The following is a 20,608-nucleotide window of genomic DNA, read 5'->3' as shown; positions in this document are numbered from 1 at the left end:
AGTTCTATAGGCACAATTCAGTGAGATATTCGTACAAAAATACATGACATTTGGAGGAATTACACATGAAGCTTTCTGGAAAAGTGGCTATCGTTACAGGAGCAGCGTCAGGTATGGGGAAAGCAATCGCAGAGTTGTTCGCAGCTGAAGGAGCTAAGGTTATCGTTTCGGATCTTCGGGTTGAGGCGGCGCAAACGGTTGTTTCTGGCATTGAAGCAAAAGGTGGTACAGCAATTGCTGTTGCAGCGAATGTTGCGAAGGAAGAAGATGTTGCACAAATGATTGATACGGCTGTGGAAGAATACGGTACCGTTGATATTCTCATAAATAATGCTGGTATTATGGATAACTTTGTCCCTGCTGGAGATCTTACGGACGAGCTATGGGAGCGAGTTTTCGCTATTAACACAACAGGCGTCATGCGAACAACTCGGAAAGTTCTTCCTATTTTTACAGAGAGAAAAAGTGGTGTCATCGTAAACATAGCGTCTGCGGGAGGACTAAATGGATCCAGAGCGGGTGCGGCGTATACGGCCTCTAAACATGCGGTAGTTGGATTCACGAAAAACGTTGGTTTTCAATACGCGAATCTCGGTATCCGTTGTAATGCTATCGCGCCTGGTGGCGTGAGCACAAACATCGGAACAACGATTACAGCTCCAAATCCTTTTGGTATGGAAAGAGCAATGGTTGGCATGGGGTTAAATCCACGAGCAGGTGAGCCAGAGGAAATTGCAAAGGTTGCTTTATTCTTGGCTTCCGACGATGCGAGCTTTGTTAACGGGACTGTGGTTACAGCGGATGCAGGCTGGACAGCGTACTAATCGTGAACTAAATTGAATAAGTAAGTCGTAAACGCCAAGTTGCGTTAATTGAAGGCTGATCCATAAGTAGATTTTCTACTTCTGGATGGCCTTTTTGTTTTGGATTGTTTTCAGGACATATCCCTCGTCCACTCGCATATACTTGTACAAAGTTTCATCAGTGGATTCGATCAAAAAGTGTACAAGTTCGCTCGTGTAGGAGGATAACCCAACCAATGAAAACCAAAAGCCAGTTCATCGTCATTTGCTGTGCCTTGATTGGATTGTTAATTGCGCCATGGACCTATGTAGAAGCCGCGCCGCCAAGCATTCATACGAATGCAGTCGGTGCTTCGCTCGTTGATGTGGAGTCAGGACGTGTGCTTTATAGCGAAAAAGGGGACACGCCTATGCGTATAGCTAGCTTGACCAAAATTATGACGGCGATCATTGCGATTGAACAAGGCGACCTCACCAGCATGGTCAAGGTCAGTAAGAATGCTTTCGGCAAAGAAGGGTCTTCCATCTACTTGAAGCTTGGAGAAGAAATGCGACTTCATGACATGTTATACGGACTCATGATGCGTTCCGGTAATGACGCCGCGACGGCAATTGCTGAGCATATTGGAGGTAGTGTCGAAGGGTTCGTCTATTTGATGAACGAGAAAGCGAAAATGCTAGGGATGGATCACTCCCATTTCACGAATCCATCCGGGCTGGACGAAGGGGAAGGTCATCGCTCAAGTCCGAATGATATGGCTAAGCTTACCGCGTATGCGCTCAAGAATAGTGTATTTGCTGACATCGTATCTACAAAGCTGAAAAAAGTACCCAATCCGAATGAATCGTGGGATTACTCTTGGCTCAACAAAAATAAGATGCTTTCCATGTTCGAAGGTGCAGATGGGGTGAAAACGGGTTATACCAAGCTCGCTAAGCGTTGCTTAGTATCGTCGGCTACACGGAACGGACAGCAACTTGTCGTGGTGACTTTGAATGATGGTGATGATTGGGCGGATCACGCGAAGCTGCTTCAATATGGGTTCAATCATTTCCCGCTGCAGACACTGGTGAAGAAAGGCGATGCAATCGAAGGCACCCCTTGGGTAGCAAGCCGAACGTTTAAATACCCACTCGCAGAAGGTGAATACGCTAGCTTAACGCACCAAGTTAGCTTGGTAGATCCAATGGCGACGGAGTATCGGTTAGCTGAACGCGGTGCACTGCGAATTTCATTGAAAAATAATCTGATACAAACGATACCGATCTATGATCCAGCAAACCCATTAATGCAAGTTCCCGAGAAAGCAACATTCTCCTATCAATCGAGCAGTCCTTATAAAGAGACATTGCTGACCAAGTATAGTTATATCTGCAGAGTGCTAGTACAGGGGTTATTTCAAATATCTGGCTCCATATGGGCGGATTAATTTAAAAATTGTAAAGCCAAGTTGTAAGGAGTGCTGACCTATGGTGAATTGGATATGGCTATTTTTTATCGTCGTTGGTTTCCTCGTCGCAGCTATCAATGGTGATGTAGAATCCGTTACACAAGCGGCATTTGATGGGGCGAAGAATGGGGTAACCGTATGTTTCGGTTTAATAAGTGTATTGGTATTCTGGATGGGAATGATGCGTATTGCGGAAGATGCTGGTATTCTGCACAAGTTGGCAAGACTTCTTCAGCCCGTTGTACGTTTCCTTTTTCCAAGTGTTCCAAAGAATCATCCTGCGCTTGGCTATATCATGTCGAACATGAGTGCGAATATCCTAGGCTTAGGCAATGCTGCGACCCCGATGGGGATTAAAGCGATGCAAGAGCTTCAGAAGCTTAATCCTAACAAAGAGGAAGCCAGTGCAGCTATGTCCACGTTGCTTGCACTCAATACGTCAAGTATCACCTTAATCCCGACAACACTTATTGCAATAAGGATGAATTTTAATTCGATGAACCCGGCAGAAATCGTAGGTACAACACTCATTGCGACGATCATTTCCACAACAGTGGCCATATTCGTGGATAGATGGTATCGCAGATCGCGCTCACCTATCCCTCCGCTGAAAGGATGAACCAGCATGTACGCACTCGTTTCACTTATTTCAGCATGGGCAATCCCGATCATGATTGTGTTCATTCCCCTTTACGCTGCTTATCGCAAGGTTCCTGTCTATGAGTCATTTGTAGAGGGGGCCAAAGATGGCTTCGACACGGCGATCAAAATTATTCCCCACCTTGTCGGAATGATGGTCGCGATTTCCGTATTTCGTGCATCTGGCGCGATGGACATGATGATAGGCTGGATGCGGCCATTTTTCGAAAGTATTGGTGTGCCTACAGAAGTGCTCCCTTTAGCAATTCTAAGGCCTATCACAGGAGCGGGTTCCTTAGCATTTACGACTGATTTAATCGAGCAATTTGGTCCGGATTCCATGATTGGGCGGATTGCCTCAACGGTACAAGGGAGCACAGACACAACTTTATATGTGATAACTGTCTATTTTGGCGCGATTGGAATTCGGAAAGCGGGCTATGCGCTCAAAGTAGGATTAATTTCGGATGCTGTTGGCTTTATCGCTTCTCTTGTTATTTGTTATTTCGTGTTTTCATAAATGGCAGGCACGTAATGGCACCAGAATAGCCATCATTCTGTCACCTTCTGTCAGTTATTGTGGGTTGCCGCTTGAGATTTGTGGTTAAGTCCGTTATCATTAGCTTGAGGTGAAAGCGGATAATGGAAAGACTGCAAAAGGTATTAGCCGAAGCTGGGATCGCATCCCGCCGGAAATGTGAAGAAATCATTACAGCGGGACGCGTGCAAGTGAACGGTGAAGTCGTCACGACGCTGGGTGTGAAAGTGAATACAGCTGAAGATGAAATAAGGGTTGATGGACGTGCGATAGGTCAACAGAAGAAGATCTATGTCATTTTAAATAAGCCCAAAGGTGTTATTACGAGTGCAACGGATCCCGAAGGCCGTAAGGTTGTCACTGATTTCTTGCCAGGAATCAGAGAGCGTGTATATCCGGTCGGTCGACTGGATTATGATACGGAAGGCCTGCTCATTCTAACGAATGACGGTGAGTTCGCACATCTGCTTACACATCCGAAGCATCATGTACCGAAGACATACCAAGCAACTGTCAAAGGAGTGCCACACGGCACGTTATTAGATAAGCTCAAAATGGGCATACAGTTAGAAGATGGTATGACTGCACCTGCTGAGGTCGAGTACGCAGATGTGAATATGGAGAAGAATGAGTCTGTCATTCAAATCACTATCTATGAAGGTAGAAACCGCCAAGTCAGACGGATGTTTGAGGCGATTTCGTTCCCAGTAATCAAATTAAAGCGGATTAAATTCGGTCCCATCTTCTTAACTGGCCTGGCAAGAGCGAAGTATCGCCACTTGACGCCCAAAGAGGTTGAAGAGCTTAGGAACGAAGCTCTAAGGACACATAACGTTCAAAAAGGCCAATAAGAATTGGCCTTCTTTTCGTTATAATAAGGGTATAATTCGATATACAAAAAACTAACATTGTCGACAAAGCGAAGGTGATTAACATTGGGTCGTAATAAGAAGTGGGTACAGATTGGGATCTTTGCAATCGTGCTCATTATTGGTGTGTTTACGATTATTACAAATTTGTCTGCTTCAGCAAGCAAGAAATACCCGCAGCAAGGGGAGAAAGCAACGAACTTCTCCTTGGTTGGATTAGATGGTCAAACGCACGAGCTCTCTGATTACAAAGGGAAGGTTGTGCTAGTGAATTTCTGGGGTACATTTTGTCCACCATGTAAAGAAGAAATGCCTGATCTGCAGAAGCAATATGATAAGTGGAAGAGCCAAGGTGTCGTTTTCTTAGAAGTGAATGTGGACAAGAATAAAGTAACGGTCCAGGGCTTCATGGAGCAATACAAATTAAATATGCCAGTGCTGTTAGATGCCAATGAAGTTGTGCGTAAATTATATGGTGTAATGGACTATCCAACAACCTTCTTCATAGGAACAGATGGCAAAATTGCTGTGAAAAAAATTGGCCAAATGGAAGAGTCATTTATTGATGAGACCATATCTAGCTTGGTCAGTAAATCGTAATTTATAAGTCGTACACATGTTCAACGTTTTTAGGAGGTCATCATGTTCTACAATACCAAATGCGATTGCGGACATCAGAACCCCACAGGTACTACGCTATGTGAATCCTGTGGGAATCCGCTGATCGATATCGATGGCAGAGACATTCTGGAAATGCGCTATGATGGGATGGCCAGACGGTCTCAGAAGTCCAATCCTTCTCTGCTCGATAAAGTCTGGAATTTCTTCTCTTCAGTGAAAATAGCCGTTTGGATCATTTTCATTACATTGCTCGCTTCAGCTGTAGGTACGATATTTCCGCAAGAGAATACCTTTCTGGACATGGATCCATCTCAATATTACAGCGAAAACTATGGGGAACTAGGGAATATTTATCATGCCCTTGGCTTTTCTCATACCTTCAGCTCATGGTGGTTCATCACGTTGCTATTCATGATTGGAACTTCGCTTGTCATTTGCAGTTTGGATCGCGTTCTTCCCTTATATAGGGCGTTGTCCAAGCAACAAATACGTAAACATATCAATTTTCTGACTAGGCAAAATGTCACACTTGTTACAGATTTGCCTGCGGGAACGGATGAAATCGCTTGGACGAATAAGCTCGGTACGCTTTTGCGTAAAAAGAATTACCGCATACATACCGATGGCTCTGCATTACTTGCTGAAAAATATCGCTTTAGCCGCTGGGGGCCCTATATCAATCATATTGGACTCATTATCTTCTTAATCGGTGTGCTTATGCGCGGGATTCCTGGCTGGCATATGGATCAATACATGAGCATCCTTGAAGGTGAAACTAAGCCCATCCCGCATACTTCGTACTACATCAAGAATGAGAAATTTACACTCACGTTGTACGATGAACAAGAGCTTCCTGAAAGCATCAAAGCCAAAGGTCAGATCGTTCCGAAGACGTATGAAACGCAAGCTGTCTTGTATCATTGTACCGCGAACTGCGGGGATGGGGCAGAAGCGCCAGTACTGGAGGAAGTTCATAAGGACAATATCATTGTGAATCATCCATTGGATTACAAGGGTCTGCAAGCGTATCAGTTTGATTATAAAGCAACACCACTGCTGATCTCGGTGAAGCCTACACTAAGCAATCCAACTACGGGTGAGACTTATGGCAGCTTTGATCTACCAATGAATAATCCAAAAGAGTCTTATCAGGTAGGTGCCTATACACTTACGCTGAAAGGTTTCTTCCCTGAGTTTGGCATAGAGAAGGGGCAACCCATTTCGAAATCGAATGAGCCGAAAGCTCCAGCTTTTATTTTTAGCATAACTGGACCAGGGCTAGCTGAAAAAGGGGAACCATATCTGTATTTCCCGAGACAAATCGATAAGGAAACGTTCTCGCAAGATACCATTAACGGTGCGATTAGTCAGAAGCTAAAGATTGCGGTTGGTTCCATGGAAGGTGTTCAATTTGCCAATTACACGACATATTTGAACATACGAGTGGATAAAGCAATGCCATATATCTGGGTTGGCTCTGCGATCTTTATGATCGGTGTCATTATGGGCTTCTATTGGCAGCATCGACGCATTTGGATTCGAATTGATGAGGGCAAGTTGACGCTCGGCGGCCATACGAACAAGAACTGGTTTGGACTGCGAAATGAAGTTGCCGCAGCTCTAAATAAGAATGATCTGGACGTTTTACCGAAAACATTAGCAAATGGAGGAAACCAGGGGTGAATGTAAACTCTGTTAGCAGTACCTTTCTACTCATCGCTTTTTTTGTATATTTGCTCGCATTCTTCCTGTTTGTGCTTTCGATTACGGGTAAAAGGTGGAGCAACCGAAAGCCGGAAGACCATACGAGGAAATGGGGGTTCGTTGCTTTTATTACTTCGGTTGTCGGGTTTGCTTGTCATGTGACATTCTTCTTCACACGATGGGCTGAAGGGGATCACATCCCTACTTCCAATATGTATGAATTTATGACGTTTTTAGGGATGATGATCATGTGTGCTTTCTTGATCGTATATCTCATCTATCGGACTCCGGTATTAGGTGTCTTTGCACTACCCATTGGCTTTATCATCATTGCCTATGCTTCCGTTTTCCCAAGTGAAGTACAGCCATTGATTCCTGCGTTGCAGAGTTACTGGTTGAAGATTCATGTAACAACTGCGGCTACCGGAGAAGCTTTCTTTGGCGTTGGTTTTGCCGGTGGATTAATGTATCTGCTTCGAGCCGTTGACTATACAGGGACGACGAATATCGATAAAAAGGAACAAAGAGGTGTTGAGCTTACCTTATTCTTTATACTTATGCTCGTTGCATTTATTGCCTCGATTTTTACATTCAATGGATCAGGTTACAAAGCAGTATTCTCCAAAGATGTGATTGTTACGAATGCACAAGGTGTACAGGAAACCAATCATACAACAGAAACTTATGTATTGCCTCCAATTGTTCAGCCATATGAAATGAACGTAGTAGAGATGAAGTCATTCCTTGGCATGTCTGAACCTTTATTTACAGCGCCATCCTGGATGGAAGGGGCTAGTGCAGGTCGTAAATTAAACACCGTCATTTGGTCCATTCTTGGTGGTCTCATTCTATATTGGCTAGCTCGCCTAGTGGCTCGTAAACCGTTAGGAGCAGCGATTGGTCCGATTGTGAAAGGTATGGATGCGGAAGATCTGGATGAAATCAGTTATCGCGCTATTGCGATTGGCTATCCGATCTTTACCCTGGGGGCACTCATCTTCGCGATGATTTGGGCTCAGGAAGCATGGGGTCGTTTCTGGGGATGGGATCCGAAGGAAGTATGGGCATTGATAACTTGGTTATTCTATGCAGTATTCCTACATCTTCGTCTTTCAAAAGGTTGGCAAGGTAAGAAATCCGCTTGGTTAACTGTAATTGGATTTATCGTCGTTATGTTTACATTAGTAGGTGTGAACTTAGTCATAGCTGGACTGCATTCTTATGCAGGTGTTTAAACATAAGTACGTACATTAATAGAGGATGTGACGCTAAGATGGAATTGAAGCCAAGTATACTCGTTGTTGATGATGAAGAACGTATTCGCCGATTACTCCGCATGTATTTAGAGAAGGAAGGTTATCTGATTGAAGAAGCGGAAGACGGTGAAACCGCTTTGCGTATGGCTACCGAAACCGATTTCGATCTGATCTTGCTTGATGTGATGCTGCCTGGCATCGATGGCATTGAAGTCTGTGCACGCCTTCGTCAAGTGAAGTCCACACCAGTCATCATGTTAACAGCGAAGGGGGAAGAGACGAATCGTGTGAGTGGATTTGAAGTTGGTGCGGACGATTATGTCGTCAAACCGTTCTCACCGCGTGAAGTGATCTACCGTGTGAAAGCGATCCTTCGTCGTTCTTCAGCGACAGCGTATTTATCCAAAGATGCAAGTTCCAGCAATAATATTGTATTCCCGAACTTGATTATTGAGCATGACGCACATCGTGTGACAGCTGGTGGTCAGGAAGTTGCCCTCACGCCGAAGGAATATGAATTGCTTCATTACTTGGCTGTTTCACCTGATAAAGTTTTCTCTCGTGAAGAGCTGCTCAAGGATGTTTGGAACTATGAATTTTTCGGTGACTTACGTACTGTAGATACGCATGTAAAGCGACTTCGTGAGAAATTAAACAAAGTATCCCCGGATGCTGCAGCGATGATTACGACAGTATGGGGTGTAGGCTATAAGCTAGAGGTGCCTAAATAAGTGTTTATTTTCAGAAGTGTCGTAGGTAAACTGTGGTTAACAATTATAGGCCTAGTTGGGGTTGTCTTGCTCATACTGGGCTTTTTTCTTGTCAATTATATGGAAAATTATTTTGCGCAAGCAACGGATCAGCGCGAAAATATGAAAGAAGTGGCAGTTAAGTTTTCAGAGGAAGCAACGACACATTTGTACAACGAGCAATTTTATCAATTAAGTAATGAGTTGCTCAGCTTTCAAGATTCAAGAATGCTTGTGATTTCTACGGATATGAAGGAAATGGCCATCCCGCGAACCAACGGAAGTCAGTTAGCTGAATTCCATGTATCTGATTTCTATACAGAAGATGAACTGAAGCCTGTATTTGCCGGCCAAACAATCGATAAGCAAGTAAATAAATCGCGCACAGGCCGCTTTGATGCAGGTGCGGAATACCTTGTTGTGGCCGTACCGCTTTTCAATTTGGAGGGGGGCATTGTAGGGGCGACCTTGCTTTATCAATCCCTGCAGTCGTTAGAAGCCACACAATCGTATATGTTAAGATTGTTTGTTTATGTGTCCATTGTTGGTTTTCTCATGACAACTTTCTTCGCCTTCTTCTTATTCTCACAAATTACGAGACCGCTGCAGCAATTGAAGAAAGCAGCTGATTTCATCACGCATGGGGAATATGGTACGCGTGTCCCCATTCTTTCGAAAGATGAGATTGGTGAGCTTGCCAAAACGTTTAATCACATGGGCGAAAAGGTGCAGGAAAGTATTCATGCCCTCAGTCAGGAGAAAGAACATCTATCGAGCATTCTACGAAGTATGACCGATGCGGTGATCACCCTGGATGTGAATGGATCTGTGATGCTAAGCAACCCGCAAGGGGAGAAAATCGTAGAAGAGTGGAGTACGATTGAGTGGTCGGATGATGAAGGTGAGCCAAGACGTTTCCCGAAACCAGATACTGCACTTGGCGATTGGGGCCTTATGAGCTTCAGCAATCCAAACATGTTACCAATCCCTGTACCTCTGATTCCGCTCTTTGAAGCGGTTGTCGATGAGTCAGCAGAGGCCGCTACAAAGCTTCATGTGCAAAATGGCGTGTGGTCCGTGGCGATGACGCCACTCTACTCCAGGGATCAAGTGCGCGGCGCTGTGGCCGTACTCCGTGACGTGACAGAGGAGGAACGGCTCGATAAGCTGCGCAAGGACTTCGTGGCGAACGTCTCGCATGAGCTGCGTACGCCGATCTCGATGTTGCAGGGCTACAGTGAAGCCCTGCTGGATGATATTCCTTCCACGCCGGAAGAACGCGTGGAGCTGGTGCAGGTCATTCACGACGAGTCGCTCCGCATGGGGCGCCTCGTCCGTGATCTTCTCGATCTGGCGCGGATGGAAGCCGGCCATCTCGAGCTTTCCTTCAGGGAGGTCGAAATCGACTCCCTGGTGAGGCGCATGCACCGCAAATTCGCGGTGCTGGCCAAAGAGCGCGGCATCGCGTTAAGCGTGACGCTGCCAGACGAACCGCTCATCCTACACCGTGCGGATGAGGATCGTTTGGAGCAGGTGCTGACGAACCTGCTCGACAATGCGTTCAGGCATACGCCTGCAGGGGCGCGTATCGCCTTGAAGGCGGAGGCGTGCCTCTCGAAGGATCGGCCCGCGATCCGGATCGAGATCGCCGACGAGGGGCAGGGGATCCCTGCCGAGGATCTGCCGTTCATCTTTGAACGCTTCTACAAGGCGGACAAGGCTCGTACGCGTGGATCTTCTGGGGGAACTGGACTTGGCCTCGCGATCGTCAAGAACATCATTGATTCCCATCATGGGACTGTAACGGTACAAAGTACATGGGGGCAAGGCAGCACATTTACGATCTGCTTGCCGTGTGAACATAAATAAACAGAAAATTGTGCGAATTTCGACACATAGAAAAAGGCGAATGCTGAGTTATCACTCGGCATTCGCCTTTATTTGTAGAATATTCAGATAAAATCTTGTTGTTCGTGAAACAATTTGTGCTTATTACAGCGTAAGTGCACGAACATTTACGATTTCATCTTGTTTGGTAAGCTCGGCCAATACCTCAGCAGGAGCCGTTTTATCAATCGTCAGTACCATGATTGCGGAACCGCCAATCACTTTACGTCCAACTTGCATTGTTGCAATGTTGACTTGATTGCTTCCGAGAAGTGTTCCAACGCGTCCGATAATACCTGGTTTATCGTTGTGAGAAATTAACAACAAGTTACCCTCAGCTGCGAAGTCAACTGGATACTGATCGATACGCACGATGCGCTCGCCAAAGCCAGCTAGTAATGTTCCAGCAAGTGTTTTTTCCTCTTGTTTCGTTTTAACAGTCACTGTAACGAGGTTAGTGAAGCTATTTGATGCATTTGATGTTTGCACAACGATGTTAACACCGCGTGATTTGGCCAGATGCATAGCATTAATGATATTGATGGATTCCAATTGATTTTGGAAAATACCTTTTACAATGTAACGTGTTAATGGGCTTGTATCTACATCCATTAAGTCACCTGCATAGTTAACTACGATTTCAGATACCGCACCTTGAGCGATTTGTCCAAGGACAGAACCGATTTTTTCACCAAGACTGAAGTATGGTTGTAGTTTGTTTAATACATCCGCAGGAACAGGAGGCATATTGACAGCATTCTTAAATGGCTCATTACGAAGAATATGAAGAACTTCCTCGGAAACGTCGATTGCTACGTTTTCTTGTGCTTCGATCGTCGATGCACCAAGATGAGGCGTTACAATCACTTTTGGATTCGATAGGAAAGGGTGATCCTTCGTTGGAGGCTCGACTTCAAATACGTCGAAAGCTGCACCTGCAACGATTCCTTGATCAATTGCTTCAACCAACGCTAGCTCATCGATAATTCCACCGCGGGCACAGTTGATGATGCGAATGCCTGGTTTCATTAATTCAAATTGTGGTTTCGCGATCAAGTGACGCGTTTCCGGTGTAAGTGGCGTATGAACAGTAATGAAATCTGCTTTTGCTGCGATTTCGTTAACTGAACCTAGCTTTACGCCCATTTTCTCAGCACGCTCTTCAGTCAAGAATGGATCATAGCCGATAACTTCCATGCCAAATACTTTCGCACGTTTCGCAACTTCACTACCGATACGTCCCATACCGAGTATACCTAGTGTTTTGTTGCGAAGCTCAACGCCGATGAATTTACGATCCCATTCGCCGCCAACTGTTTTCTTGTACGCTTGTGGAATCATACGAGCTGTTGCCATCATCATGGCGAAAGTAAGCTCACAAGTGGCAATTGTGTTACCGTCAGGTGCATTAATAACGATAATCCCGCGTTTTGTTGCTGCTTCCAAATCAATATTGTCAACACCAACACCTGCGCGGCCAATTACTTTAAGCTTTGTACCAGCATTCATGATTTTCTCTGTTACTTTTGTTTGGCTACGAACTAAGAGGGCATCGTACTCACCGATAATGGCAATGAGTTCGTCTTCAGATAGACCAGATTGCTTAACCACTTCAACATCAGCTGCATCATAAAGCATTTGAATTCCCATGTCACTAATTGGATCGGATACTAGAACTTTGAACATAATTCGGTTCCTCCTTAGATTTGAACATAAAAAAACTCCCAGCCCTCGGATACAGACAATTAGCCTGTAGCCAAAGGGACGAGAGATTGCTTTCGTGGTACCACCCTAGTTCGCTGCCCATTCGCATGGGTAGCCTCATTTGGTCTTGCGACCTGGAACTGTAACGTGTTCCTAACCCGATTGCATCTACTACCGTTCAATGCAATAACTCTGGAGTGCTCCGCAATTTGTTCGCTACCGGTTCTCACCAACCACCGGTTCTCTGAAAGCTACTTAATTTGCTTGGCTCCGTCAACGCTGTACTGTGATATAGAATTTTTAATAGATTACCATGCGTTCGAAATCGTGTCAATACATGTCGAACGATTTTCACTTTTACGTCATAAATGTTCGGATTGACACTCAATAAGAAGCTTTTCGTTTATTTTATAGCAAGAATGTTCAGAATGCAATGACATTTTGCTTATATTTGAGGCTCATTTTCATGTATGGTACAGTGAATGTTAGGATCTTAACTAAAGAAAGCAGGAGTGTGTACCTAAATGGAAATTAAAAGCATTTATCCCCAAATTTTTCTCCAAGCTGTCGACCAAAAAACACTAGGAAATAGTGTCATCATTGATGTAAGAGAACCCCATGAATGGGATTACTATCATATGGAAGAAGCCAAATTAATTCCCATGCAGCAAATTCCGCTCCGTATGGGTGAGCTTCCAGAAGATGAAGACATTTATATCGTTTGTGCACATGGGATGCGCAGTCTACGTGTTGCTGAATATTTAAAAGAAAACGGTTTTGAGCGTGTCATTAATGTAGACGGGGGAATGGCTGCTATTGGCATGTTCCGCGGCTTCCAATACGATTAAATAGAAAAAGCTGATGACTTCGTCCACGAGGACTAAATCTTCAGCTTTTTTCTTAATTTACATCTGAAAAGAAAGGTAATTGAGGCAGTGTTTCATTGGCATACCATTTTGCTTTGCCTTTGACGAAGTCTCCTGTGCGAACAGCATTCGTGCTGAGCAATAATTCCATGGTTTGATTCACATCATTCACATTTAATTTTTTGGCTTGGCCGGATGCGATGAATTCATCAATTCTTATCGTTAAATCCTGCGGATAAAAAGGTGAGAATGCTTTGTTTTTCAATAATTTAGCGGTGATATATACATTCTTTACGTTGAAATTCATTGCGCGCCACTGATCAAGATTGGCTGTATTATTAGGATCGAAATATTCAATGTCCGGATCCATAGTGCCGTTCCAGACAAGGATGGAGTCGAAGTAATTTTTCTGTGCAGTTAAGGCTTGTGTTTTGGCTTCAAGGAAGTACGCATCCTTCTGAATGGCATCTAATAACTGTGCGTGACTTTGTGCATTCGCTTTGGACTGATAGTTACTTAATGCATCAGTGAATAGCTTCAAGCTCTTCAGATAGCCTTGGTGTGACTGCACAAGTAAGGGTGAAGAGGCAGGCATGTTCTTATTTTGGAGCGTATTGTATTTATCAGCTGCAATTTTACTTAGCTCTTTCAGGACTGCGGAAGCGTCAACAGTTGCATTATCCATTTCGATTTGACTCAATAATTCAAACCATTTATTCTGAAATTCCCTAAAGGGTAAAAAGATGGTATGGTAATATGACACAAGCACTTGTTGATCATAGGCGCCTACTTCGGGGACTGATGACGCTTGATCAGCATGCATGATTTTATCATACTTTAAATCGGATTTCGTTTGTCCTAATCGCAAGCCATAGAAAAAAGCGCCAAGGATACAGACCAGCATAAAGATAAACATGAGGGCAAATAAATAATCAGTGCGGGTAAGACGCTTCTCCATAAATCAAGCTCCTTGTTGTCTCTTATAGTTGTTTTAGTATAGGTCAATCAGCATGAAAAAGGAATATTATAAGGAAATGAGGCTGCTTCCTTTGAAAAAATTCGATTTTAAAAACCTTCGTATTGGGAAAGTTGATATCAATGAACTGAATGACAAAACTTTATTGCTGAATCTTTACATTACACAACTGCTTACGCTTATTATCGGAATTATCATCCTATTATTTCAGAGTAATTCAAAGATTCTTTCTGCGTTGTCGTTTCAAGGTGGTTGGCGTGTCCTCATTTGGGGTTGTTTATTTGCTGTAGTTGTCCTCGGTATTGACCTACTTATTTCAAGATGGGTACCCAAAGAAGTATCTGATGACGGTGGCATTAATCAAATGATTTTTGGGAATAGGGCCCTTTGGCATATTGCACTTATTTCATTCATCGTATCAGTCTGTGAAGAGGTCCTATTTCGTGGTGCGATTCAACATGCTTGGGGACCTTACTGGACTAGTATTTTATTTGCCGCAATCCATGTTCGCTATCTGCAGCATTGGCTCATGACAGGGATGGTATTTTGTATTAGCTATGGCTTAGGTTGGATTTACCTTCATACGGGAAGCCTATGGACACCAATAATTGCTCACTTTATGATTGATATGGTGATGGGTTGCATACTTCGGTTTGGCAAGGAGGAAGATCAAGGTTCATGAGTGTTGGAGAAAGAGTAGCTTCGCGTTCGAATCCTGACGTGGAGGAGAAACAAGAGGATGATACCTATTTACCGCCGCGTAGAGCCGTACACCCTTCGGAGCAAGGCAAATGGACGAATCTTTTCTATATGACATTACTTTGGTTATTTATCGCTTTAGTTGTGAGTTTAACTGTTTGGGGGATCAAGTACTCAAATTCTTCGTTGTAAAAAATAAAAAGAGCCCTACGCTGCTACGAACGAAACATTCGCGGCAGCGTAGGGCTCTTAGTTCATTCCTATCTCATTTCTAATTCAATGGCATTGGGATCAACAAACGTATAACCTTTTTCCTCGAGCTTCGTAAGCAACGTATCAAGCGCAGCTACTGTCCATGGGAGCTCATGCATGAGAATATTGCTGCCGTTGTGAAGCTGTTGCATGACATTCTCAATGACTTTATTGGAATCATTATTCTTATTCGTCATGTCCCAATCTAATGAACCATTCGACCATGTCATGTAAAGCATTTTATTGTTTTTAATTTTCGACTTCAAATAATCATTACCTGAGCCAAATGGAGGACGGAAAAATTGTGGGGACTGACCTGTAATTTCTTTCACAATTTGCCCAACATCGTCAACTTGTTTATCAATTTTATCATTCGGCATATCTTTCATATTGTCATGATCCCAAGCATGATTACCAATGATATTGCCGCTTTCGTGAACAAGTTTTACGAGCTCAGGCTTTTGCTTTATACGATAACCGTTCATGAAGAAGATCGCCTTCGCCTTATGTTTGTTCAGGATATCAATAAGAGATTGATTCATCGCTTGTTCTTTAGGTCCATCATCAAAGGTTAATAAGACGACTTTTTTATTACCATTGGGGTCATTGGGCACGATATCATAGTTTTTGTTCATGTGGTAGGTCTTTTGTACTACTTCTTGAACGGGAGCAGTTGGTGTTGGTGAAGGTGTGGGTGTAGGAGCCGCGGTGGGGGTTGGAGATTCACTTGGGCTTGATGTCACTTGAACAACTGGCGCTACACTTGTAGTCGCAGCAGGACTTGTTTCGGTTTGATCTGCACTGCAGGCAGCCAATAGAAGCATGACTGTTAGGAATAGTGTGCTTGCTTTCTTTTTCATAATTCGTATTCTCCTCAGATCCTTACATGGTGGTCATCCCTTATAGTACCACAATTAAGACCATAATTCGCAGATGTCAATTCTCCTATGTTTTCCTTCTTCAGTTGTGTATGACCACTTCTAAACTCGCACAACCTAGAAAGGATTGATACTACTTATCATGGAGGGAGATCCAATGAAATTAGGAACATTTATGCTTGGTGGCATTGCAGGCGCGGCTGCTGTTATTTATCTCAATCGTAAAAGTAAATCCATGCTTTTCTCAGCATTTAGCTCACCTAGTCAATCGATGGGCAATGTCATGGATAAGGCCAAAGAAACGTTCACAAGCAAATCTGTTGGAGAATCTACAGCCCGAAATTTCTCCTCGACGAGTACAAATGGCTTTAACCAAGTAGAGAAAATCGTCAAAGAAGACCCGAGTTTGAAGGCAACTGTCAATGAAATCCTGCAGGATAATAAAATTAGCAGCGCAACAATACAATAAAGATAAGCGCTCAGCACAGTCTGGCATACCCACGGGGCCGGCTGTGCTTTTTCTTTTTATACATAACTTAAGCGTGCAATTACAAAGATTTAGTGTTAACATGATAGGTGAAAACAATAGATGGATGCATGTCCATTTATTGATTAGTGGTTCACCTTTTTATTTTTCTAACATATTCTGATTGAAATAAGGTGACCATGCTTTCGATGCAAGCTTTCCAGTTGGAGAGCTCAAAGGAGGATCCTATCATGAAAATAGAACGCTTAAGTCAGGATAAGATACGGATTTTCCTAACATTCGATGACTTAACTGAACGTGGAATTCAAAAAGACGACATGTGGAGAGAAATTCCGAAAGTGCACGAGTTGTTTAGTGAGATGATGGATCAAGCCTATTCGGAGCTCGGATTTGACCCGTCCGGTCCCCTTGCTGTTGAGGTATTCGCCCTCCCAGCGCAAGGTATGGTTGTTATCGTCACTAGAGGCAAGCTTGATTTGTATGCGAGTTCTGATGCGTATGATGATCATGAAGCTGAAGAAGTGTACGAAATGGAAGTTACGCTTGAACAAAGCGATTTAATCTCCTATGCTTTCCGTGATTTTGAAGATCTGCTGCGTGTATCCAAAGTAATTAATCCCCTTCTGATGGAAGGCGGTACCCTGTATTCGTATAAAGGGAAATATATTTTACAGCTAGAACCTGTAGATCTTGAAGAAAACAAGTATCAAGCTCTTATTGCTGTCTTGTCTGAGTTCGGTGAAGCTTCTTCAGTGACCTTGGCTGTTCTTGAGGAATACGGGAAAACCATCATTGCAGATGATGCCGTTAAGGTGCTCTGCCGCCATTTCAAATAATTGGGACTCACGTCCTGATGCATGAGAATGAAACAAGCATCTCCCAAAAACAACCGTTTTTGAGGATGCTTGTTTTGTTTTCCATAATGCGCAACTAAGGTCGTTTGTGTTACACGTAGAAATGTCTAGACAGAACGACTATAATAGAGGTATGAATTTCAAAAAAGAGGGGAGCTGGAACATGCATATCGTGCCTATTTTATTGGCAGCCATAGCACCAGGTCTCTCATTGCTCGCCTACTTTTATCTAAAGGATCGGTACGAAACAGAACCTATCCATTTAGTGATACGGATGTTTCTCTTCGGTGTACTTCTCGTTTATCCGACGATGGTTCTACAGAACGCATTTATCCAGGAGTTCGGCAATGGCACGATCATGACATCTTTTTTTCTCTCAGGAGGAATTGAAGAGTTTCTGAAGTGGTTGTTACTGTATCACTTGATTTTCCGTCATGAAGCCTTCGATGAGCCATACGACGGGATTGTGTATGCGGTGGCTGTCAGTCTTGGCTTTGCAACCTTGGAGAATATTATTTATGCATTCTTGCATGCTTCTTCTTTCTCGGCATTGATGCTTCGCGCGCTATTGCCAGTCTCGGGACACGCTTTATTTGGTGTTATGATGGGGTATTACATGGGCAAGGCCAAATTCGTTCCTCATAAGCAAAATAGGTATTTATGGATATCCCTGTTGCTACCAATTGCTTGGCACGGTGCATTTGATTATATTTTGCTTATATTCACAAACAACTGGATTTGGATTATGATTCCACTTATGACTTTTCTATGGTTACGGTCGATATGGCGTGTAGATCGTGCTAATGCACACTCTCCTTTACGCGTTGTAACTGTCGATGAGAAGATTAAAATGGGATGATTTGGGTCATAATGACTGTATATTTGTTGAACTCCATTACATGGAATGGGGAAAGACCGGGAGGGTATACATGTCTTTAACGACGCGCGTGAAAGTGAAGATCCGATGTCGGTTATGTGGTGAGAAGTTCGTATTGCGAGGTAAAAAGGAAAAAGATAAGATTGAAACTGGATTTCGGCAATGCATATGCAGTAATGAGCACGATTTTGAAATAGAAACCGAAAGTTAGCAAGAGGCCATTCTTCCGAATAGGCCTTTTTTTGTATGTACAAATCGATAAACGCCATTGTCCTATCGAGGGACGGAGTAGCTGTTTATTTTGTGACAATCTTGTATAAACCTGCCTCCACGCGTAAAAACTAAGCGCAAGATTGGGTATGAAAGGAGCAGTTCTGTGTATAAAAGATTAAGTATCGTCATGTTTCCATTTCTACTGCTGGCTTTAATCGGGGCTTCTGTGTGGGGGTATTTGGAACACCAAGAAAAGAATACGATATTAATTAAAGCGGAGAATCAGTATCAACGCGCGTTTCATGACCTGTCCTTTCACATGGATAAGCTACATACGGAATTAGGCAATACATTGGCGGTAAATGAAACTTCTGAACCATCCTACCGGAAAGGTTTGGTTAATGTTTGGCGTTTAACAAGTCAAGCGCAGAGTGACATTACACAATTGCCTTTAATGCTGCTGCCTTTTAACAAAACGGAAGATTTCCTAGCGAATATGGCTAATTTCTCTTACCGCATGTCTGTTCGCGATATGACGAAACAGCCTTTAACCGAAGCGGAAATGAAAACGTTGAACACCTTGTATGCACATTCTGCTGATATAACTAAAGAAATTCGGGGTGTGCAAAATAAAGTAATTGCAAATAATTTGCGTTGGATGGATGTGGAGACGGCGCTCGCATCTGAAAATGAAATGCATGACAATGCGATTATCGATGGCTTTAAGATTGTGGACAAACAAGTAGGTGGATATGATGAGTTGAATTGGGGGACAGGCAGTTTAAATGTGTTCTCCAAAAATGATGTCAAAATGCTGACGGGCAATGATATGACGGCAGATCAAGTTAAAAAGAAAGCTATTGATTTCCTTGGCGTAAAAGATTCAAGTGGCATTAAAGTTGTTGAGAACGGCGGAAGTGCACCTGAATTTCAAAGTTATAGTGTTGTTATTCCAAGCAATGATGCTTCCAAAACGGATACGCAAATGGATTACACCAAAAAAGGTGGTCACCTGATCTATTTTATGAAGACACGTGATGTACCAGCTGCGAAATTTAATCTTCGTCAAGCAAGAGATATTGCGAATGAATTTCTGGATCAGCATGAGTATAAGGATTTAAGTGCAATTAGTTACGATCAATATCAGAATACAGCGACCATTCTATTCGCAAAGAAAGAAAATAATGTCACCATATATCCGGAACAAGTTACGGTTAAAGTTGCTTTAGATACCCTTGAAGTAACGGGGCTACAAGCGACCAATTATATTTATTCACAAAAGAAACGCAATATTGGTCAACCGAAAATTACAGTAGACCAAGCACGTAAGCAACTGAGTTCTAAAATGAAAGTGACTGGCGAATCGCTTGCGATTATCAAAAATGATCTGGACGAAGAAGTGCTGTGTCATGAATTTATCGGCACGATGAATAACAATATCTATCGTGTTTATGTAAATGCAGATATGGGCATGGAAGAGAAAATAGAGACAATTCGTCAAGATCAAGCGGAAGCTGCAAAAGGAAAATCATAGGAAGAGGAGGCAGGATATCATCCTGCTTCTTTTTTTTCTATCTAAATGGTGAGGTCATGGTATAATTAATGCATATTACTTCGCGGAGGTGCGGAAATTGCTTCCTAAGGTCAACCAGATTTTACATATGCAAATGAACAGTATTGATGAAGAAGAGTCCAAAATCGAATATAAGTCTAGAATTGCGGATGTGACAGAAAGCGCGATTATCATTGAAATCCCTTTGAACGAAAAGACAGGACGATTGAAAAAACTTTATCAAGGTGATGAGATTAGTGCTCATTTCCTAGGTCAAGGCGGTGTGAAGCATTATTTCACAACAGAAGTTGTAGCTTTTACGGAGGATGTTATTCGCTTGATCGAACTAAGACTCCCAGAGTTAAGTGCGATTACGCAAATACAACGCAGGAATTTCCTTCGAGTTTTAGCAGAATTAGAAATCGCCGTGAAGCTGAACGACCAGATCCAATTTATTGGATTGACGGATGATGTTGGCGGTGGAGGTATTTCATTTATTTGTGATGGTCATATTCCGATAGGCTTAAATGCAATCATATCTTGTTGGGTACTTGCGCCATTCAAAAATGGCACGATCGAGCATATTCCGTTTACAGGTGAAGTTGTACGCGTGAAAGGTACGGAGACGGGTAAGCAATTAGTCATGATTCGATTCGCAGAGATCGCGGATAGAGAGCGGCAGAAACTGATTCGTTTTTGCTTTGAGAGACAAATGGATTTTCGCAAACGCTAG

General features: G+C 43.2%; 22 protein-coding genes and 1 other annotated feature. Of the genes, 19 read left to right on the top strand and 3 right to left on the bottom strand.

The window, feature by feature from the left end:
- Positions 1-65: 65 nt before the first annotated feature.
- The 10 genes from ASL11_RS12975 (at position 66) to ASL11_RS12930 (ending at position 10,499) form a co-directional block, all read left to right on the top strand.
- A complete protein-coding gene (locus ASL11_RS12975; RefSeq protein WP_056614508.1) occupies positions 66-824 on the top strand; it encodes an SDR family oxidoreductase in 759 nt (252 codons plus the stop codon).
- Positions 825-1,039: 215 nt separating this feature from the next.
- Positions 1,040-2,233: a D-alanyl-D-alanine carboxypeptidase family protein gene (locus ASL11_RS12970; RefSeq protein WP_056614504.1), complete on the top strand. Its 1,194-nt coding sequence runs from the start codon at positions 1,040-1,042 to the stop codon at positions 2,231-2,233.
- 40 nt (positions 2,234-2,273) lie between these two features.
- Positions 2,274-2,873 (top strand): nucleoside recognition domain-containing protein, encoded by a 600-nt coding sequence (locus ASL11_RS12965; RefSeq protein WP_056614501.1) that lies wholly within the window; start codon positions 2,274-2,276, stop codon positions 2,871-2,873.
- A gap of 6 nt (positions 2,874-2,879) precedes the next feature.
- Positions 2,880-3,413 carry a spore maturation protein gene (locus tag ASL11_RS12960; protein WP_056614498.1) on the top strand — a complete coding sequence of 178 codons (534 nt, stop codon included), beginning with the start codon at positions 2,880-2,882 and terminating at the stop codon, positions 3,411-3,413.
- Between the two features lie 122 nt (positions 3,414-3,535).
- Positions 3,536-4,282, top strand: coding sequence for a pseudouridine synthase (locus tag ASL11_RS12955; RefSeq protein WP_056614495.1), 747 nt, complete (start codon positions 3,536-3,538; stop codon positions 4,280-4,282).
- 84 nt (positions 4,283-4,366) lie between these two features.
- Positions 4,367-4,900: a redoxin domain-containing protein gene (locus ASL11_RS12950; RefSeq protein WP_056614494.1), complete on the top strand. Its 534-nt coding sequence runs from the start codon at positions 4,367-4,369 to the stop codon at positions 4,898-4,900.
- A gap of 42 nt (positions 4,901-4,942) precedes the next feature.
- Positions 4,943-6,604 (top strand): cytochrome c biogenesis protein ResB, encoded by a 1,662-nt coding sequence (gene resB, locus ASL11_RS12945; RefSeq protein ID WP_056614493.1) that lies wholly within the window; start codon positions 4,943-4,945, stop codon positions 6,602-6,604.
- Entirely contained in the window at positions 6,601-7,860 is a 1,260-nt protein-coding gene (ccsA, locus tag ASL11_RS12940) for a cytochrome c biogenesis protein CcsA (protein WP_056614491.1), read from the top strand. Before resB ends, ccsA begins: the two co-directional genes overlap by 4 nt.
- A gap of 38 nt (positions 7,861-7,898) precedes the next feature.
- On the top strand, positions 7,899-8,612 hold the full coding sequence (locus ASL11_RS12935) for a response regulator transcription factor (protein WP_056614488.1): 714 nt from the start codon (positions 7,899-7,901) through the stop codon (positions 8,610-8,612).
- Complete coding sequence (locus ASL11_RS12930) at positions 8,613-10,499, top strand: sensor histidine kinase (RefSeq protein WP_056614485.1); 1,887 nt, start codon at positions 8,613-8,615, stop codon at positions 10,497-10,499.
- Positions 10,500-10,622: 123 nt separating this feature from the next.
- On the opposite strand, the gene serA is transcribed toward ASL11_RS12930, so the two are convergent.
- Entirely contained in the window at positions 10,623-12,203 is a 1,581-nt protein-coding gene (gene serA, locus ASL11_RS12925) for a phosphoglycerate dehydrogenase (protein ID WP_056614474.1), read from the bottom strand.
- 71 nt (positions 12,204-12,274) lie between these two features.
- Positions 12,275-12,507 (bottom strand) — a binding site (T-box leader).
- 238 nt (positions 12,508-12,745) lie between these two features.
- Here serA and ASL11_RS12920 point away from each other — a divergent pair.
- Entirely contained in the window at positions 12,746-13,069 is a 324-nt protein-coding gene (locus ASL11_RS12920; protein ID WP_056614472.1) for a rhodanese-like domain-containing protein, read from the top strand.
- Between the two features lie 52 nt (positions 13,070-13,121).
- On the opposite strand, the gene ASL11_RS12915 is transcribed toward ASL11_RS12920, so the two are convergent.
- Positions 13,122-14,045 carry a hypothetical protein gene (locus ASL11_RS12915; RefSeq protein ID WP_056614470.1) on the bottom strand — a complete coding sequence of 308 codons (924 nt, stop codon included), beginning with the start codon at positions 14,043-14,045 and terminating at the stop codon, positions 13,122-13,124.
- Positions 14,046-14,136: 91 nt separating this feature from the next.
- On the opposite strand from ASL11_RS12915, the gene ASL11_RS12910 reads away from it, so the two are divergent.
- Both ASL11_RS12910 and ASL11_RS12905 read left to right on the top strand, forming a co-directional pair.
- On the top strand, positions 14,137-14,745 hold the full coding sequence (locus ASL11_RS12910; protein ID WP_082595532.1) for a CPBP family intramembrane glutamic endopeptidase: 609 nt from the start codon (positions 14,137-14,139) through the stop codon (positions 14,743-14,745).
- Positions 14,742-14,954, top strand: coding sequence for a hypothetical protein (locus tag ASL11_RS12905; protein ID WP_056614466.1), 213 nt, complete (start codon positions 14,742-14,744; stop codon positions 14,952-14,954). The genes ASL11_RS12910 and ASL11_RS12905 overlap by 4 nt, the downstream gene beginning before the upstream one ends.
- A gap of 68 nt (positions 14,955-15,022) precedes the next feature.
- On the opposite strand, the gene ASL11_RS12900 is transcribed toward ASL11_RS12905, so the two are convergent.
- Positions 15,023-15,874 carry a polysaccharide deacetylase family protein gene (locus ASL11_RS12900; protein ID WP_056614463.1) on the bottom strand — a complete coding sequence of 284 codons (852 nt, stop codon included), beginning with the start codon at positions 15,872-15,874 and terminating at the stop codon, positions 15,023-15,025.
- 175 nt (positions 15,875-16,049) lie between these two features.
- On the opposite strand from ASL11_RS12900, the gene ASL11_RS12895 reads away from it, so the two are divergent.
- The 6 genes from ASL11_RS12895 (at position 16,050) to ASL11_RS12875 (ending at position 20,608) form a co-directional block, all read left to right on the top strand.
- Positions 16,050-16,361: a hypothetical protein gene (locus ASL11_RS12895; RefSeq protein WP_056614460.1), complete on the top strand. Its 312-nt coding sequence runs from the start codon at positions 16,050-16,052 to the stop codon at positions 16,359-16,361.
- A gap of 248 nt (positions 16,362-16,609) precedes the next feature.
- Positions 16,610-17,215 (top strand): genetic competence negative regulator, encoded by a 606-nt coding sequence (locus tag ASL11_RS12890; protein WP_056614457.1) that lies wholly within the window; start codon positions 16,610-16,612, stop codon positions 17,213-17,215.
- 181 nt (positions 17,216-17,396) lie between these two features.
- Positions 17,397-18,092, top strand: a complete 696-nt coding sequence (gene prsW, locus ASL11_RS12885; protein WP_056614455.1) for a glutamic-type intramembrane protease PrsW — start codon at positions 17,397-17,399, stop codon at positions 18,090-18,092.
- 70 nt (positions 18,093-18,162) lie between these two features.
- Positions 18,163-18,321, top strand: coding sequence for a hypothetical protein (locus ASL11_RS37095; protein ID WP_164483569.1), 159 nt, complete (start codon positions 18,163-18,165; stop codon positions 18,319-18,321).
- Positions 18,322-18,486: 165 nt separating this feature from the next.
- A complete protein-coding gene (gene ypeB / locus ASL11_RS12880) occupies positions 18,487-19,857 on the top strand; it encodes a germination protein YpeB (protein ID WP_056614452.1) in 1,371 nt (456 codons plus the stop codon).
- Positions 19,858-19,945: 88 nt separating this feature from the next.
- The gene (locus tag ASL11_RS12875; protein WP_327205100.1) at positions 19,946-20,608 is read left to right on the top strand and encodes a flagellar brake protein; all 663 of its coding nucleotides are present in this window, start codon (positions 19,946-19,948) and stop codon (positions 20,606-20,608) included.

Origin of the sequence: Paenibacillus sp. Soil750 (assembly GCF_001428045.1) — a bacterium.
GTDB lineage: Bacteria > Bacillota > Bacilli > Paenibacillales > NBRC-103111 > Paenibacillus_E > Paenibacillus_E allorhizoplanae.
The sequence above is the reverse complement of the archived record's forward strand: the minus strand, read 5'-3'. Positions and strand labels throughout refer to the sequence as shown.

Coding starts and splice junctions, on each gene's coding strand:
- ASL11_RS12975 (WP_056614508.1), top strand. CDS start 66: ATGAAGCTTTCTGGAAAAGTGGCTATCGTTACAGGAGCAGCGTCAGGT.
- ASL11_RS12970 (WP_056614504.1), top strand. CDS start 1,040: ATGAAAACCAAAAGCCAGTTCATCGTCATTTGCTGTGCCTTGATTGGA.
- ASL11_RS12965 (WP_056614501.1), top strand. CDS start 2,274: ATGGTGAATTGGATATGGCTATTTTTTATCGTCGTTGGTTTCCTCGTC.
- ASL11_RS12960 (WP_056614498.1), top strand. CDS start 2,880: ATGTACGCACTCGTTTCACTTATTTCAGCATGGGCAATCCCGATCATG.
- ASL11_RS12955 (WP_056614495.1), top strand. CDS start 3,536: ATGGAAAGACTGCAAAAGGTATTAGCCGAAGCTGGGATCGCATCCCGC.
- resB (WP_056614493.1), top strand. CDS start 4,943: ATGTTCTACAATACCAAATGCGATTGCGGACATCAGAACCCCACAGGT.
- ASL11_RS12935 (WP_056614488.1), top strand. CDS start 7,899: ATGGAATTGAAGCCAAGTATACTCGTTGTTGATGATGAAGAACGTATT.
- serA (WP_056614474.1), bottom strand. CDS start 12,203: ATGTTCAAAGTTCTAGTATCCGATCCAATTAGTGACATGGGAATTCAA.
- ASL11_RS12920 (WP_056614472.1), top strand. CDS start 12,746: ATGGAAATTAAAAGCATTTATCCCCAAATTTTTCTCCAAGCTGTCGAC.
- ASL11_RS12915 (WP_056614470.1), bottom strand. CDS start 14,045: ATGGAGAAGCGTCTTACCCGCACTGATTATTTATTTGCCCTCATGTTT.
- ASL11_RS12905 (WP_056614466.1), top strand. CDS start 14,742: ATGAGTGTTGGAGAAAGAGTAGCTTCGCGTTCGAATCCTGACGTGGAG.
- ASL11_RS12900 (WP_056614463.1), bottom strand. CDS start 15,874: ATGAAAAAGAAAGCAAGCACACTATTCCTAACAGTCATGCTTCTATTG.
- ASL11_RS12895 (WP_056614460.1), top strand. CDS start 16,050: ATGAAATTAGGAACATTTATGCTTGGTGGCATTGCAGGCGCGGCTGCT.
- ASL11_RS12890 (WP_056614457.1), top strand. CDS start 16,610: ATGAAAATAGAACGCTTAAGTCAGGATAAGATACGGATTTTCCTAACA.
- prsW (WP_056614455.1), top strand. CDS start 17,397: ATGCATATCGTGCCTATTTTATTGGCAGCCATAGCACCAGGTCTCTCA.
- ASL11_RS37095 (WP_164483569.1), top strand. CDS start 18,163: ATGTCTTTAACGACGCGCGTGAAAGTGAAGATCCGATGTCGGTTATGT.